This window comes from Adlercreutzia sp. CNCM I-6216, from assembly GCF_977113345.1.
The window spans coordinates 94,659-109,842 of the sequence record NZ_CDSBIE010000002.1 but is presented as its reverse complement, the minus strand read 5'-3'; the positions used below and the strand labels follow the sequence as shown (position 1 = coordinate 109,842).

Below are 15,184 nucleotides of genomic sequence, written 5' to 3'. Positions count from 1 at the left end.
AATGGCCGCCGATTGTCGCGGGGGATCCGGCTTCCCCGCTAGCCCTCCGCGCGCAGGAAGGCTTCGTAGCCGCGGCGGGCTTCGTAGATGTCGGCTTTGCTGGTGACTTCCCAGGGGGAGTGCATCGAAAGCACGGGCACGCCGGAGTCGATGACGTCCATGCCGTACTTCGCGGGGATGTAAGCGATGGTTCCGCCGCCGCCGGCGTCCACGCGGCCCAGCTCGGCGGTCTGGAAGCTCACGCCCGCGTCGTCCATGATGCGGCGCACGAGCGCGACGTACTCGGCCGAGGCGTCGTTGGAGCCGCTCTTGCCGCGGGAGCCGGTGTACTTGTTGAACACGAGACCGCGGCCCAGATAGGCGGAGTTCTTAGCTTCGAAGACGCTCGCGTAGGCGGGGTCGAATCCGGCGGACACGTCCGAGGACAGCATGCGCGAGCGGGTGAGGGCGCGGCGCAGGCGCAGCGGGCTGCTCTCGCCGGCGAGCGCCATGATTTCGGCGATGGTGTTTTCAAAGAACATCGAGGCCATGCCGGAGGCGCCCACGCTGCCGATCTCCTCCTTGTCCACCAGCACGCAGACAGCGGTGCGGGCGGGGATGTCGTCGCCCAAGGCCAGCTGGGCCGCAAGGGAGGTGTAGGCGCACACGCGGTCGTCCTGGCCGTAGCCGATGACCATGGAACGATCGAAGCCGAGGTCGCGGGCGCGGCCGGCGGGCACTACCTCCAGCTCGGCTGAGAGGAAGTCCTCCTCGGCGATGCCGTACTTGTCGGACAGAAGCGCCAGCACGTAGGCTTTCACGGGATCTTTGGAGGCCTTGTCGCCTTCGGCTTTCCCGGCGCCGTCGTCCGCCTCGTCGGCGCCGGTCGCGGCGAGCGGCCGGTTGCCCACGAGCACGTCCAAGTCCTCGCCTTCCACGACCTTCGAGCCCTTCTTATCCATCTGCTGGGAACCCAAGTGGGGGAGCAGGTCGGTCACGCAGAACACCGGGTCAGCCGGGTCGTCGCCGATGTTCACCTCCACCACCGCGCCGTCGGTTTTGGCCACGACGCCGTGAAGCGCCAGCGGCAACGCCGTCCACTGGTAGTTTTTGATGCCGCCGTAGTAGTGCGTGTCCAGCAGCGCGAAGTCGTTCGTCTCGTACAGCGGATTCTGCTTGATGTCGAGGCGCGGCGAGTCGATGTGCGCCCCCAGGATGTTCATGCCCTCCGAGATCGGTGCGGCCCCCACATGTACGAGAATGACGGCCTTGCCCTGGGCGCAGGCCCACAGCTTGCTGCCCGGGCCCACCGGTGTGCCGGCGGCGATGCAATCAGCCAGCGAATCGTAGCCGGCGTCCTCAGCAGCGGCGATGGCGGCCGCCGCGCACTCGCGCTCGGTCTTGTTCTCGGAGATGAAATCGATGTAGTCGACGGCCAGCGCCTCAAGCTCGTCCAGCGACGCCTCGTCGTACTTCTTCCAAGCCACTTCGCGTTCCACGTAACATCCTTTCTCTTGTGCGATCGAACACAGTATGAACCAATCTGTGGGGAAAAGTTCGGAAATTGTTACATCCTGTTTTCTCGATGCGCGGGGCGGGAGCGCCGTACTATAATGGCCCAGACATTGAGACGATGTCGCCGATACTTAAGAAAGGAAGATTCCATGAATCTGCGTGACGTTATTCCTACCGCCGAGAACTCCAGCAACTTCAACGTCGTCCCCGAGTCCATCACCGAGGTGGGCACCACCCTCGAGAACCTGAAGGCTGCCGTGTGCGGCGAGACCGGCGCGTCCGCCAAGTACGCCGCCTGCGCCGCTGCCGCCAAGGAGCAGGGTTTCGACCAGATCGCCCGCCTGTTCGAGGCCACCAGCGCCGCCGAGCAGATCCACATCGGCCTTGAGGCCGGCGTGATCGCCGAGATCGAGCCGGGCTACGAGCGCCCCGCCGCTCCCGAGGCCGAGGGCATCGCTACCGACCTGAACCTCATCGCCGGCGCCCTGGGCGAGATCTACGAGACCTCCGACATGTACCCGAGCTTCATCAAGGTCGCTCAGGAGGAGGGCAACAAGAAGGCCGAGTTCGTGTTCACCCGCGCCAAGCTCGCCGAGGCCGTGCACGCCGAGCTGTACATGGACGCCTACAACAACATCGACGCTCCCACCGACGAGGCCTACTACCTGTGCCCCATCTGCGGCCACATCCACAAGGGCGACGATTTCGAGAAGTGCCCCATCTGCTTCACCCCGGCCGACAAGTTCCGCAAGTTCTAAGTCGTCCGCACGCATAGCGCGCACCTCATGCGACCGTCCTTCGGGGCGGTCGCTTTTTTCGTGCGCATGGGTGCTTCTCGCTGTTGCCGGACGCGAGCGACGGACACGGTTTGATCGGTTGCGTCTGTGCTGCGAAGGGGAAGGTGGCCTTTGTGGCCGAGCATTTTCGCAGGGGCGGCCCTCACGCTTCTTCTGCCGGCAATGTGCGATACTGGGTGTCGTTCGGCGGCGAAAGGAGAGCGAGAACATGCGGAAGGCGAGTTTCGATACGGGGCGGGGAAAGATCGTCTACTGGGTAAGCGATGTGCCCGATGCGACGCGGCCGTGGGTGGTGTTCCTGCCGGGGCTTACGGCGGATCGTCGCCTGTTCGCGCCGCAGATCGAGCACTTCGAGGGCCGTGCCAACTGCCTGGTGTGGGACGCGCCGGCCCATGGTGAGTCGCGCCCGTTCCCGCTGGATTTCTCGCTGCCCGACTTGGCCCGTTGGTTGGGGGAGATCATGAAGGCAGAAGGCGTCAGTGCGCCTGTGCTCGTAGGTCAGTCGATGGGAGGGTACGTGGCTCAGGTGTTCGACGTGCTGTTCCCAGGGCGCGCCCGCGGCATCGTGTCGGTGGACTCCGCGCCGCTCGGTCGCGACTACTACAAGCGATGGGAGTTGGCCTGTCTGCCTTTCGTGACGCGCATGTTCTACCTGTACCCGTGGGCCACGCTTAAGAAGACGAGCACCGAAGGCAATGCCGCAACTCCCGAGGGCCGCGCCATCATGGGCTCGATCCTGGCCGGCTACGAGAAGGGGGAGTACTGCCGGCTTTCCGCCCATGGGTTCGCCATGCTGGCCGAGGTGGTGAGAAGCGATGAGTACGCCGCGCCGACCGCCCCGCTCACGCTGATCGTCGGCGAGCTCGACCGCACGGGGTTCGTCCGCAAGTACAACGAGCTGTGGTCGGAGCGTACGGGCTTGCCCGTTCGCTGGGTAGAAGGCGCCGCCCATAACTCCAACGCCGATAATCCAGCTGCCGTGAACGCCATCATCGAAGAGGCGCTCGGCGGCAACTGAGATTGCACCCAGCGGATTGCGGCGGCTTCAGGCACTCGCGGCCGCCTCGCAGCTTGCAAATGATCGGGCGCAGATGTTCGGCGCTCGCCTTGCCAGCTTCCAAACGATCGTGTGAGAGACGGCTCTGGCTGGTTTAGTTCTGCTAGAATGCTTCCGCTGAGAAAGCCATAGCGTGAAGGAGGTGAGAGGAATGTCGAAGAAGCGCAAGAAGGCGCATCCTGTGCAGGCGGTAAAGCCGAAAAGCGATGTCGTGTGGCGGCAGTCGGCTGAGGAAGCGACGCTGGCGAGCAAGCCGCGCTACAACGGGTTCGCCTGTGGGCATGGCGCCCACGGTTCGGCGAAGTACAGCCGAGCGCGGGCCAAGCAGGTCTGGCAGCGACAGATGCGACAAGAAGGAGCCTCTCGGGGCTCCTTCCCTTTTATAGAGGCCCGACGACGGGATCCCGCAGCAGCGCGGTCTCAGAGGCGGTGCTGTTTGCGCCAGGCGGCGGGGGAGCAGCCGACCTCGCGGGAGAAGGCGGTGGCGAAGGTAGTCGGGCGCGGATAGCCCACGGCGCGGCCCACCTCGGACAAAGGGAGGTCCGTGCCGGCCAGAAGCTCGCGGGCGCGCTCCATCCGCAGGTCCCGCAGCTCCTCGGCCACGCCGCGCCCGCGCTCGGCCTTGTAGGTGGCCGCCAGACGCGAGCGGCTCACGCACAGTTCGCGGGCGATGGACTCCAGTGTGAGCGGCGCATCCAAGTGGCGCTCCAGCAGCGCGCGGGCGTCGCGGGCCAGACGGGCCGCTTCGCTGCTGCCCCGAGCGGCTTCGGCCTGTCCTTCGGCCTCGGCGGTATCCATGAGGCAGGCGACGGCCTCGGCGGCAAGCGCCGTCAGGTGCAGCTCGGTCGCCGCGGCGTCGGCCGTTCGGGCGTCGAGGCGCTGCAGCATGGCGCCCACGTGGGGCGCGTTCAGGACCTGGGGCGCCGTGGCAAAGCGCTCCAGCAGGGCATCGCCGTCGGAGCGGCGGTCGAAAGCGAGCTGTTCCCAGAAGCGCGGCGTGAAGCACAGCGAGCGGGACACATAGGGGGTGCGCGGCTTCAGCCGGTAGGCGTAGGAGCCGGCATCCTGGCAGTACATGACAAGACCTGCAGGGCCGGGGGCGCTGACGGGCCGCGGCATGGTTTCCAGGCAGCTCGGCGACATGATGCCCAGGCAGAAGTAGCCGGGTCCGCAGCTCGTGAGGTCCACGGCGCCTTCCACCTCGAGGTCGAGCACGGTCATCAGGCAATCGGGGCCGATGCCCGCCATCCAGGCGCTGCCGCGGCCGCGCTCCGGCGCGAGCTGCGACACGATGCCGCTGCGCCGGGCCACCGGCTCCATCCCCAGCGTCTCAATTTGGGAGAGGAACAGGTGGTGCAGTCCCTTGTCTATGTTCGCCAACGCGCTCGCGCCCATAATCGTGCCCGTCGTTTTCCGATCCGTCCAGAGTTCTTTCCGATTCGTCCATAAGTTAGCCTTACTTAACACAAAGGCCTTAACGCAAGGTAAATTAACCGACTGAAACTTTCAAGAAGAGAACGGCGACGCGACGGAAAAGGGACGGGAGCGCCGCCTTAAGCGGAAAGGTGCGCACAGGTGGAAGGCACGATGGACGGAATCGAGGGCGCCATGCCCGAGCCCAGGAAGGCGCCGCGGCCGGCATCGGTATCTCGGGCGCGCGAGGGCGCCTCGACTCGCGGGGCGTCGGGCGGCCTGATGATGGCGGCGGCCGAGCACGACCGTCGCCGCGTGGACCCGCGGGTGGCGCTGGCGGTGCTCGTGCTGCTCAACGTGGCCGTGTTCGCATCCGGCGCGAAGGCCATCGAGCTGGCGGCCGTGGCCGGCGATGCGGCGCTCATGCTGTGGTGCCGCCGCGGACGTTTGGCCTGCGCGTGGCTTGGCGCCTACGCCGCCTTATCGCTCATTGCGCTGGCCTGCATCCTGGGCGGTCCCTTCTTCATGCCCATGGGCTCGTGTCTGGTCATGCTCGCGCGGCTGTTCCCCACGGCCATGTTCGCGGCCGCGCTCATCTCCACGACCTATTTGGGCGAGCTGGCCTGCGCTCTGCAGTCTTTCGGGCTCTCGGGGCGCATGACCGTGGCGGTGTGCGTGGGCATGCGCTTCTTCCCGACCATCGCCCGGGAGGCGAGGGCCGTGCGCGAGGCCATGCTCACCCGGGGCCTTCGCCTGACGCCGGCGGCCATCCTGCGCCATCCGGCCGGGCTGCTGGAGAACTTCATGGTGCCCTACCTGCACCGCGTGTCCATCGTGGCCGACGAGCTGGGGGACGCCGTCATGGCCCGCGGCGTGGAAACGACGCGCCGACGCGGCTCCTACCACGAGCTGCGCATCGGGGCGCTGGACGTCGTGGTGCTGGTCGCGGCCGTGGCGCTGGTCGCGGCGGCGGTGGCGGGGAAGGTGCTCCCGTGAGCGCCGCGACCCCATCGGCCGCAACGGCCGCCATCGTCCTCGAGAATGTGTCCTACACCTACCCCGGCGCGGAGCGGCCGGTGCTGCGCGGGGTCTTCCTCGAGATTCCGCGGGGCCAGTGCGTGGTGGTCACCGGCGCCTCCGGTTGCGGTAAGACCACGCTCACGCGCCTCATCAACGGCCTGGTGCCCCATGTCTATGCCGGCGAGGTGAAGGGCCGCGTGATGGTGGAGGGAACGGAGGTGGCCGCCTGGACTCCCGACGAGCTGGGCGTGCGCGTGGGTTCGGTGTTCCAGAACCCCCGCAGCCAGTTCGTGAACCTGGACGTGGCCTCCGAGATCGCCTTCGGCTGCGAGAACCTGGGCCTTCCCCGCGGCGAGATTGTGGCGCGGGTGTCCAAGGCGGCCCGGGCCTTGGGGATCGCCGATTTGCTCGATCGCGGCATCGAGGAGCTTTCCGGCGGCCAGAAGCAGGCGGTGGCCATCGCCTCGGCCTTCGCCATGGAGCCGGCGGTGTTCGTGCTGGACGAGCCGACGGCCTCCCTGGACGTGCCCTCCATGAAGCGCCTCGCCGAGGTGGTGGCGGCGCTGAAAGCGGCGGGCAAGACCGTCGTCGTGTCCGAGCACCGCCTGTGGTGGCTGGCGGACGTGGCCGATCGGGTGGTGCTCATGGAAGATGGCGCCGTTGCCGGCGACTGGACGGCCGCCGACTTCGCGGCGCTGCCGGCCGCCCGTCGCGCCGCGGCCGGCGTGCGGGCCTGGACGGTGGCGGAGATGGAAGGGGAGGGCCGCCCCGCTGCGGCGGTCCCGGCCGGCGCGGTCTCAGCCGATGCCCCCGCGCCCGAAGCGCCCCGGCTGCAGGCCGCCGGCCTGACCGTGGCCTTCCGCCGCCGGCCGCCGGTACTGGACGGCCTCGACCTCTCCCTGGAGCCCGGGCGCGTGCTCGGCATCGTCGGCCGCAACGGCGCCGGCAAGACCACGCTCTTGCGCTGCCTGGCGGGGCTTACCCGCGAGCGCGCGGGCACCGTGGCCGTGGACGGGGCGCCCGTGGCCGCCCGACGGCGCCCGGGCCTCGTGCATCTGGTCATGCAGGAGCCGGGCTACCAGCTGTTCGCCGACAGCGCCCGCGCCGAGCTGCATCGGGAAAGCGACGAGGCCGCCGACGCGATGCTGGCCGCTTTCGGCCTCGCCGCCTGCGCCGAGCGCCATCCCTTGGCCCTTTCCGGCGGCGAGCGCCAGCGCCTGGCCGTGGCCGCCGGCCTCGCCCAGGGTGCCCGGGTGCTCGTGCTCGACGAGCCCACGAGCGGCCTGGACCGCGCCAACATGGAGCGCGTCGCCGCGGTTTTGCGCCGGGCCGCCGCCGACGGCGTCGCCGTGGTCCTCGTCACCCACGACTACGAGTTCCTCTGCGCGGTCTGCGACGAGGCGGCCGAGGTGGAAGGCGGCCGCATTCAGGCCCGCTACCCCCTCGACGACGCCGGCCTCGCCCGCGTGCGCGCCCGCTTCGGCCTCTGAACCCCCCCCCCTCAAATTCCGAGCCCTTCGGCTCTCTGAACCTCACGGTAACCCATCCCCAAAGGAAAGGATTGAATCTATGGCAACGACAACGGCAAAGACGACGAGCGCAGCACCCCTGGCAGCCTCGGGGCGCCTCACGGCGAAGGACATCGTGCTTCTGGCCGTGTTCGGCGTGGTCACCTTCTTCGTCATGATGGCGGTGGCCATGGTGTGCAGCTTCAGCACCGACATGGCCTGGTGGACCCACGCCATCGGCTCCATCCCGGCCGGCATCGTGTGGACCTACCTCATGGCGCGGGTGCCCAAGCGCGGGGCGGCCTTCATCGCCGGCGCCATCATGGCCCTGCTCGGCTTCGTCATGGGCATGGCCTGGACGGGCCCGGTGGGCATCCTTGCCGGCGCGGCCCTCTGCGAGCTTGTCATGATGGCCGGCCGCCGCGCGAAGTGGACGGTGGTCGTGGGCTGGGCGGTGCTCGTGCTGTGCTGGTGGTTCGGGCAGATCTCGCTCATCCTGTTCGCCGGCGAGTCCTATGTGCAGATGGTGGTGGACATGGGCATGACGGCCGAGTACGGCCAGGGGCTCGTGAACTGGGTGTACAGCCCTGCCTTCCCGATCTGCGGCTGCGTGACGGCGCTGTGCGCCGCGCTCGGCAGCTGGCTGGGACTGCGCATCTTCCAGAAGCACTTCGCGAAGATCGCGGCCTAAGGGGAAGCGATGGCGACGGAACAGGATAAGCGGCCCCAGGGCGGCAACGCCGTGATGCAGCTGCTGCAATTCGCCGGGTCGCGGCGCTGGCTCGCCTTCGCGGGCTCGGCGCTGGCGGCGGTCAACGGCATCCTTACGGTGGTGCCGCTCGTGCTCGTGTGGTTCGTGCTGCGCGACTTCGTGGCCGTAGCGCCCCATTTCGAGGAGGCCACCGACGCCACGCTGTGGGCGTGGCTCGCCTTCGGGGCGGCCGTGCTAGGGGCGCTGTGCTACTTCGCCGGCCTCATGCTCACCCACACGGCCGCCTTCCGCGTGGCCGCCAACATGCGCAAGGCGTGCCTGGCCCATGTGGCGAAGGTGCCGCTCGGCTATTTCGACGCGAACGCCTCGGGCCGTCTGCGCCGCATCATCGACGGCTGCGCCGGGCAGACCGAGGACGTCATCGCCCACAAGATGCCCGACTTCATCGCTTCCATTACGGCACCGGTGGCCTATCTGGTGGCCATGTTCCTGTTCGACTGGGTCATGGGACTCGTGTGCCTCATCCCCGTGGCGGTGTCGCTGTTCGCCATGTGGTGGATGATGGGCCGCGACGTGCCCGAGGGCGGCCGCTACTTCATGCAACGCTACCAGGAGGCCCTAAACCGCATGTCCACGGCGGCCACCGAGTACGTGCGCGGCATTCCCGTGGTGAAGGTGTTCCAGCAGACGGTGCACTCGTTTCGGGCCTTCCACGCGGCCATCGTCGACTACCGCGACATGGCCACCAACTACGTGAACTTCTGCCGCCTGCCCCAGGTGGTGCAGCTCACAGCCATCAACGGCACCTTCGTGGTGCTCGTGCCGGCGGCCATTTTGCTGGCGGCGGGCGCGGGCGACTTCGGCCGCTTCCTCACCGACTTTTTGTTCTACGTCATCTTCTCGGCCTTCACCACCACGGTGATGAGCAAGGTGATGTACTCCTCCGAGGCGCTCATGATGGCCGAGGACTCCATGCGCCGGGTGAACGAGATTCTGGCCGTGGCGCCCATGGAAGAGGTCGCCGAAGGGGCCGCGGCGCACCCGGCGGGCACTGAGGTGGCGCTTGAGAACGTGACCTTCGCCTACCCCGGCTCGGCGCGCCCGGCCCTGCGCGACGTGAGCCTCACGGTGCCGGCTGGCGCCACGGTGGCGCTCGTCGGGCCCTCCGGCGGCGGCAAGAGCACGCTGGCGAGCTTGGTGCCGCGCTTTTGGGATCCGCAGGAGGGCGTGGTCGCGGTGGGCGGCGCCGATGTGCGGCGCATTCCCGCTGCCGAGCTCATGGACACTGTGGCCTTCGTGTTCCAAAACGATCGCCTGTTCAAGGGCACCTTGGCCGATAACATCCGCATGGGGCGCCCCGATGCCAGCGACGAGGACGTGGCCGCGGCGGCCCGGGCGGCCCAGTGCGACGACATCATCGCGAAGTTCCCCGAGGGGCTTGCCACCCGCGTGGGCGCGGACGGCGTGTACCTGTCGGGCGGGGAGTGCCAGCGCATCGCGCTCGCCCGCGCCATTTTGAAGGACGCGCCCGTGGTGGTGCTCGACGAGGCCACGGCCTTCGCCGACCCCGAGAACGAGGCCCTCATCCAGCAGGCCCTGGGGCGCCTGGCCGCCGGCAAGACGGTGCTCATGATCGCGCACCGGCTGTCCACGGTGGTGGACGCCGACCTCATCGCCGTGGTGGACGACGGCGCCATCGTGGAGCGCGGCACCCACGACGAGCTGCTGGCCCGCGGCGGCACCTACGCGCGCCTGTGGAAGAACTACTGCCAGGCCGCCCAATGGAAGATCGCGGGAGGGAGCGCCCATGCTGCGTGATCGTCTGGCCCTGACCGAGGAAGGCGCCCGCTCGCTGCGGAAAGGCGCGCTCGTCTGCGCCTTGGCCAACCTCGTGCTCATGTTCCCCGTCGGGGTGTTCTACCTTGTGACCGGCGAGTTTCTGGCCCACTGGGAAGACGGGGCGGTGCCGCTGCCGACCCTTTGGCCCTACCTGGCGCTCATCGCGGTGGTGCTGGCGGCGGTGTTCGCCACCCAGTATTGGGAGTACCACGCCACCTACAGCGTGGTGTACCAGGAGAGCGCCCGCAAGCGTATCGGCCTGGCCGAGCGGCTGCGTGTGCTGCCGCTGTCGTTTTTCGGCAAGCGCGATCTGGCCGATCTCACCACGGTGATCATGAAGGACGCCGCCGACCAGGAGCGCCTGTTCAGCCACACCATGCCCCAGGCCTTCGGCACGGGCATCTCCACGGTGATCGTCGCCGTCATGCTGCTCGTCTTCGACTGGCGGCTCGCCTGCGCGTCGCTGTGGCCGGTGCCCGTGGCTCTGCTGATCCTGCTGGCGACGAGCCGCGCCCAAACGGCGAAGACCCGGGGCAAGAACGCCGCCGCCCTGGCGCTTGCCGACGACATCCAGGAGTACTTGGAATCGAACCGCGAGGTGCGCGCCTTGAACCGCGCCGACGACTTCTTGGGCCGCCTGAACGATGACGTGGACGCCTTCGAGCGGGCGAAGCTGGCCTCAGAGCTGGTGACGGGCACGGCGGTCGTCTGCACCCAGACGCTGCTGCGCCTGGGCATCGTGACCACCATCCTCGTCGGCACGGCGCTCGTGGCCGCCGGCCAGTGCAGCCTGCTCGTGTTCTTCTGCTTCATGCTGGTGGTCACGCGTCTGTACGACCCCATCGGCCTCATTCTGCAGTCGGTGGCCGAGCTCATCGACATGACCCAGTCGCTCGCCCGCATGAAGGCCATCGAGGGCGAGCCGGCGCAGACGGGGGAGCTTACCTTCAACCCCCAGGGTCACGACATCGTGTTCGACGACGTGACCTTCGCCTACGACGACGGGGGTCCCGTGCTCAGCTCCGTGAGCTTCACGGCCCGGGAAGGGGAGGTCACTGCCCTGGTGGGGCCGTCCGGTTCCGGCAAGTCCACGGCGGCCAAGCTGGCGGCGCGCTTCTGGGATGTGGGCGAGGGCGCGGTCACCGTGGGCGGCGTGGACGTCTCCGGCATCGACCCGGAGACGCTGCTCACCGATTACACCGAGGTGTTCCAAGACGTGGTGCTGTTCAACGGCACCGTGATGGAGAACATCCGCCTCGGGCGGCGCGACGCCACCGACGAGGAGGTGCTGGCGGCGGCCCGGGCGGCCAACTGCGACGAGTTCGTGCAGAAGATGCCCCAGGGCTACGCCACGCCCATCGGCGAGAACGGCGCTCTGCTCTCCGGCGGCGAGCGCCAACGCATCTCCATCGCCCGGGCCATTCTGAAAGACGCCCCCATCGTGCTTCTGGACGAGGCCACGGCCTCGCTGGACGTGGAGAACGAGTCGGCGGTGCAGCAGGCGCTCTCCCGGTTGCTCGTGGGCAAGACGGTGCTCGTCATCGCCCACCGCATGCGCACGGTCATGGGCGCCGACCACGTGGTGGTCCTCGCCGAGGGCCGCGTCGCCGAAGACGGCACTCCCGCCGAACTGCTCGCGGCCGGCGGCCTGTTCGCCCGCATGGCCTCCCTCCAAGGCCAAGCCGCCGATTGGAAGTTGTAAGACAGGGCGTATCTGCCTTTTCCGTTCACCCTCTGCGGCATATCTGCCTCTAACAGCAAGGGCCCGCGGCGGAAGCTGCGGGCCCTTGGGGGTGAAGGCGCCCGGCGATAAGTGGGAGGGAGGTTATCGCCGGGCAGGAGTAAGCGGGATGGCTAGGCGAGGGAGGCCACGTACTCGCCGGTGAACTTGCCCTGGGTGACGGCGAAGGCGATGGATACGCCGCACAGGGCCGTGGTGTACTGAATGCCGAAGCGGCTGCCCGCTGTGTTGCCAGCGGCGAACAGGCCCGGGATGGGGCGGAAGGTCTCGCGAGCGAGCACCTGGCCGTTCTCGTCGATGGCCACGCCCGAAGTGTTGCAGAGCATGCCGCCCAAGGTCTTCTCGCCGGCATAGGCGTAGTAGGGCGGCTGGTTCACCGCGAACATGAGCGACTTCTCCTTACCGAAGTCCTCGTCGAGGCCGGTGGCGCACAGCTCGTTGTAGCGCTCGATGGACGCCACGAAGTTGTCCAGGGCCTCGCCCTCGTAGCCCAAATATCCGCCCAGGGTCTCGTAGTCGTTGGCGGCGTACACGACGGGGTTGGAATCGGGGCCGGAGCCTTCCGGGCCGCCCGCGACGGCAGCCTCCAGGATGGCGGGCAGGCCGTCCATGCCGCCGTTGGGGTAGTCGATGCCCATGTGGCAGGCGGGCTGGGCCTTGATCAGCGCCTCGTAGTTGCTGTCGAAGACGTTGGCGATCTTGCCCGCAGGCTGCAGGGCGCCGGCGTAGGCCGCCCATTCCATGAACCCAAAGCCTTCGTTGCAGTAGCGCTTGCCGTCGGCGTTGATCCACAGCGACGCGGCGGAGCCGAGCGGGTCTGCGGGGCTGTCGCAGGGGTAGTAGTAGTCGCCGCCCATGGAGGACTGGTAGGGGTCGAGCTGGCCGCCGGCCCAGTAGCACAGCTTCAGGCCGTCGCCCTCATAGCCCGAGGTGACGATCTGGCCATCCTCGCCGATCATGTTGGTGATCTGGGAGAGCAACTCCTTGGCCATCTCGGGGTTGGCGGAGTAGTCGCCGGCGCAGACGATGACGCCCTTGGCGGCGTTCACCTGCACGTAGCTGCCGTCCTCCTTCTGACCGACGGCGCCGGTGACGCGGCCGTCGTCGGCGGTGAGAAACTGGCGCGCCGGGCAGCCCCAGTAGATTTGGGCGCCGGCATCAAGGCCCACCTGCAGCAAGTTGGCGAGGATCTTCTCCTGCACGGGCATCGTGGAGGCTGTGCCGATGTAGGTGCCCAGGCCGTTCTTGAAGGTGGTGTAGGCCTCATCGGTGGGGTAGAACTGGATCTCCAGGGCGTCGCGCTCCTCGTCGGTCAGGCAATCGATGTACCAATCGAAGGCCTCGCCGCAGGTGGTGGTGAACTTGCGGGCCAGCGAGACGTTAGAGCGGTTGGCGGCGCGCAGCTGCCAGTTGTTCAGAAATTCGATGGGATCCACGCCGTCAACGCCGCGCTCTTTGAGGAATTCGGAGTTGATGTGGCCGAAGTGCCCCATGCCCATGCAAGGGTGGTTGTCCTCGGGATGGGCCTCCATGGCGATGACCTTCGCCCCGCTCTCGGCGGCGGCGCGGAAGGCGGAGCAGCCGGAGAAGCTCAGCCCGATGACGAGTACGTCGCACTCGGCGGTCTCGGCGATGTCGCCCTCGGCGATGGGCTCGGGGGCCGTGCGCCAGCTCGTGGCGGCGGTGCTGGAAGCGGTACCCGACGATGCGGTGCCGGATGCGGACGAGCCCGCGCTCTGCGACGGGGAGCAGCCGGCGAGGCCGACGGCGGCGAGACCGGCCGCGCCGAGGCCGGCCCCCTTCAGGAAGTTGCGGCGCGTGAAGCCCTGGGTGTTTTCCATGTGATTCCCTCCTTGGGTGTGAGACGGTCGAGGTGTCGATGGTTCGGGCGCCTCTTGTGCTTTTCATCTTCGGGGAACAGACGCTCGCCGCCCATACTCGAAATCAGGTAAAGCTCTAACGAAAACGGGGTATTTCCTGGTAGAGGCCTTGGCGTTTTGGAGTAATCGGGTAGAGTGTGGGTGCTGGGACGACGCCGATGAAGAGGAGGGACTTCATGATCCGTCAAAGCGAGGCCGCCCGCACCGCGGCTCAGTTCCTATCGTTCGGGTCCTTTTTCCTATCATGCCCCTTGGGGCTGTGGGACTCATGCCTGTTCGCGCAAATATCGTTTGACCGTGTCCTTGAGGTCGCCGTCGTGGACGGCCTATGCGTCGCAGGGTTCATGGCGTCCTTGGCGTTGGGGCTCGGATCCATGGCCCGCGGGACGGCGCGCGTTCCCAAGCCGCTCGCTGTGGCCGGAGCCCTGGTCTATGGAATGGGTCTCTGCCTGTATGCGGTGATTCAAGGGGCCGACGTGCCTGTCAGCGCTTTCGGCGCGGCAGTGATGGGGGCTGCCATCGGTGCGGGTCTCGCCGTTGTCGTGGTGGGTTGGTGTCGCCTGCTGGCGCGCTTCGGCCTGAGGCGCTCGTTGGTGGGCCTCGGCATCGCCTGTGGGGCAGCGGCTTTGGCAGGGCTCGGCTTCGAGATGGACGTTCTGCCCCAGCCGCTCAGCGCTTTCATGGCCTTCGCCCTGGCAGGTGCGGTAGCGCCTGCGATCGACTCGCTTCGCAGCTCTGTCGAATCGGAAGAGTCGGTAGTTGGGGATAATGCGGTGGAACAGGATGCCCCGGTGGAGCATCTGTGGGACTCGATGCGCACTATGGTCTTCAACCCCTGTCTGGGGCTGTGCCTGTTCCTCTTCGTCATGAGCGCCCGTGGATTTGTGTTCATGGGCTACGAGCACATCGGAGCCTCCTCGGTGATTGTGGCGGCGGTACTGGCCGTCGTGCTAGCCCGGTTCTGGCCCGGCTTCTCCCTGGCGACAATCTATCGGGTGCTACTGCCGGTAGCAGCGGCGATCTTCATCGTGCTGAGCAGCTTTCCCGTCGGCACCATGTCCTTCAGCTTGGGGTTCCTCGTTTCTCACAGCGTCATGGCGACTGTGGCGCTTCTGGCCTTGGCGTCGCTCGCCGCCGTTGCGCGGGCCGGCGAGTTCTCCCCGGTGGTCGTGGGGGCGGCTCTGTGCGCCATGACGAGTGTGGCAGTGCTCGTAGGTTCCAATCTCGCCCAGCTGGTTCCCCAAGATGATACGATGGGGGCGGTGCTCCTGGTCTGCGCCATGGCCTATTTCGTGTATATACTCATCTCCCCGCTTGCAGACTACTATCGGATGTTCCGAGAAACGGATGGCGCTGAAGACCTCAGGGAGAGAGCCTCCCGCGATTCGGCTCAACCGCTCGACTACGATGGGGTGTGCGCCGCACTTGCCGACAAGCGCAATCTGTCGGCCCGCGAGCGCGAGATCCTGCCCTACATCGCCCGCGGCCATCGCCCCGCCTATGTGGCCGACCTTCTCTGCATCTCCGAGCACACCGTGCGCACCCATCTGCGCAACATGTACCGCAAGCTCGGCATCAACTCCCGCGAGGAACTCATCCAGCTTGTGGAGGAAACGGCCGGCGCCCATGAGGCGTAGTCTGGCCGCCGCGCCTTCGACCGCTGCCGAAAAAATGGGGCGGGTCTGCGGCGGGTCTGGCACCAGGTCCCGTCTCGGCCTATAAT

General features: G+C 67.6%; 11 protein-coding genes. 8 read left to right on the top strand and 3 right to left on the bottom strand.

Annotated features, from left to right (window positions below):
- Positions 1-38: 38 nt before the first annotated feature.
- The gene (locus ACYVRU_RS02235) at positions 39-1,478 is read right to left on the bottom strand and encodes an aminopeptidase (RefSeq protein WP_302233424.1); all 1,440 of its coding nucleotides are present in this window, start codon (positions 1,476-1,478) and stop codon (positions 39-41) included.
- A gap of 165 nt (positions 1,479-1,643) precedes the next feature.
- On the opposite strand from ACYVRU_RS02235, the gene ngr reads away from it, so the two are divergent.
- Both ngr and ACYVRU_RS02225 read left to right on the top strand, forming a co-directional pair.
- A complete protein-coding gene (ngr, locus tag ACYVRU_RS02230) occupies positions 1,644-2,252 on the top strand; it encodes a nigerythrin (RefSeq protein ID WP_461185679.1) in 609 nt (202 codons plus the stop codon).
- A gap of 247 nt (positions 2,253-2,499) precedes the next feature.
- Positions 2,500-3,309 (top strand): alpha/beta fold hydrolase, encoded by an 810-nt coding sequence (locus ACYVRU_RS02225; RefSeq protein WP_223899869.1) that lies wholly within the window; start codon positions 2,500-2,502, stop codon positions 3,307-3,309.
- A 459-nt stretch (positions 3,310-3,768) separates the two neighbouring features.
- Here ACYVRU_RS02225 and ACYVRU_RS02220 read toward each other — a convergent pair whose 3' ends face one another.
- On the bottom strand, positions 3,769-4,743 hold the full coding sequence (locus ACYVRU_RS02220) for a helix-turn-helix transcriptional regulator (protein WP_223899870.1): 975 nt from the start codon (positions 4,741-4,743) through the stop codon (positions 3,769-3,771).
- Positions 4,744-4,923: 180 nt separating this feature from the next.
- Here ACYVRU_RS02220 and ACYVRU_RS02215 point away from each other — a divergent pair, with 180 nt between their 5' ends.
- The 5 genes from ACYVRU_RS02215 (at position 4,924) to ACYVRU_RS02195 (ending at position 11,542) form a co-directional block, all read left to right on the top strand.
- The gene (locus tag ACYVRU_RS02215; protein ID WP_223899871.1) at positions 4,924-5,757 is read left to right on the top strand and encodes an energy-coupling factor transporter transmembrane component T; all 834 of its coding nucleotides are present in this window, start codon (positions 4,924-4,926) and stop codon (positions 5,755-5,757) included.
- Positions 5,754-7,271: an ABC transporter ATP-binding protein gene (locus tag ACYVRU_RS02210; RefSeq protein WP_223899872.1), complete on the top strand. Its 1,518-nt coding sequence runs from the start codon at positions 5,754-5,756 to the stop codon at positions 7,269-7,271. Before ACYVRU_RS02215 ends, ACYVRU_RS02210 begins: the two co-directional genes overlap by 4 nt.
- A gap of 79 nt (positions 7,272-7,350) precedes the next feature.
- Positions 7,351-7,980, top strand: coding sequence for an MptD family putative ECF transporter S component (locus ACYVRU_RS02205; RefSeq protein ID WP_223899873.1), 630 nt, complete (start codon positions 7,351-7,353; stop codon positions 7,978-7,980).
- 9 nt (positions 7,981-7,989) lie between these two features.
- A complete protein-coding gene (locus tag ACYVRU_RS02200; protein WP_223899874.1) occupies positions 7,990-9,819 on the top strand; it encodes an ABC transporter ATP-binding protein in 1,830 nt (609 codons plus the stop codon).
- Entirely contained in the window at positions 9,809-11,542 is a 1,734-nt protein-coding gene (locus tag ACYVRU_RS02195; protein ID WP_223899875.1) for an ABC transporter ATP-binding protein, read from the top strand. Before ACYVRU_RS02200 ends, ACYVRU_RS02195 begins: the two co-directional genes overlap by 11 nt.
- A gap of 152 nt (positions 11,543-11,694) precedes the next feature.
- Here the strand turns inward: ACYVRU_RS02195 and ACYVRU_RS02190 are convergent, their stop codons facing one another.
- On the bottom strand, positions 11,695-13,422 hold the full coding sequence (locus tag ACYVRU_RS02190) for an FAD-binding protein (RefSeq protein ID WP_237974452.1): 1,728 nt from the start codon (positions 13,420-13,422) through the stop codon (positions 11,695-11,697).
- 215 nt (positions 13,423-13,637) lie between these two features.
- On the opposite strand from ACYVRU_RS02190, the gene ACYVRU_RS02185 reads away from it, so the two are divergent.
- Positions 13,638-15,098 carry a response regulator transcription factor gene (locus tag ACYVRU_RS02185; protein WP_223899877.1) on the top strand — a complete coding sequence of 487 codons (1,461 nt, stop codon included), beginning with the start codon at positions 13,638-13,640 and terminating at the stop codon, positions 15,096-15,098.
- The last annotated feature ends 86 nt before the right edge of the window (positions 15,099-15,184 follow it).

Coding starts and splice junctions, on each gene's coding strand:
- ACYVRU_RS02195 (WP_223899875.1), top strand. CDS start 9,809: ATGCTGCGTGATCGTCTGGCCCTGACCGAGGAAGGCGCCCGCTCGCTG.
- ACYVRU_RS02190 (WP_237974452.1), bottom strand. CDS start 13,422: ATGGAAAACACCCAGGGCTTCACGCGCCGCAACTTCCTGAAGGGGGCC.
- ACYVRU_RS02185 (WP_223899877.1), top strand. CDS start 13,638: ATGATCCGTCAAAGCGAGGCCGCCCGCACCGCGGCTCAGTTCCTATCG.
- ACYVRU_RS02225 (WP_223899869.1), top strand. CDS start 2,500: ATGCGGAAGGCGAGTTTCGATACGGGGCGGGGAAAGATCGTCTACTGG.
- ACYVRU_RS02200 (WP_223899874.1), top strand. CDS start 7,990: ATGGCGACGGAACAGGATAAGCGGCCCCAGGGCGGCAACGCCGTGATG.
- ACYVRU_RS02205 (WP_223899873.1), top strand. CDS start 7,351: ATGGCAACGACAACGGCAAAGACGACGAGCGCAGCACCCCTGGCAGCC.
- ngr (WP_461185679.1), top strand. CDS start 1,644: ATGAATCTGCGTGACGTTATTCCTACCGCCGAGAACTCCAGCAACTTC.
- ACYVRU_RS02220 (WP_223899870.1), bottom strand. CDS start 4,743: ATGGGCGCGAGCGCGTTGGCGAACATAGACAAGGGACTGCACCACCTG.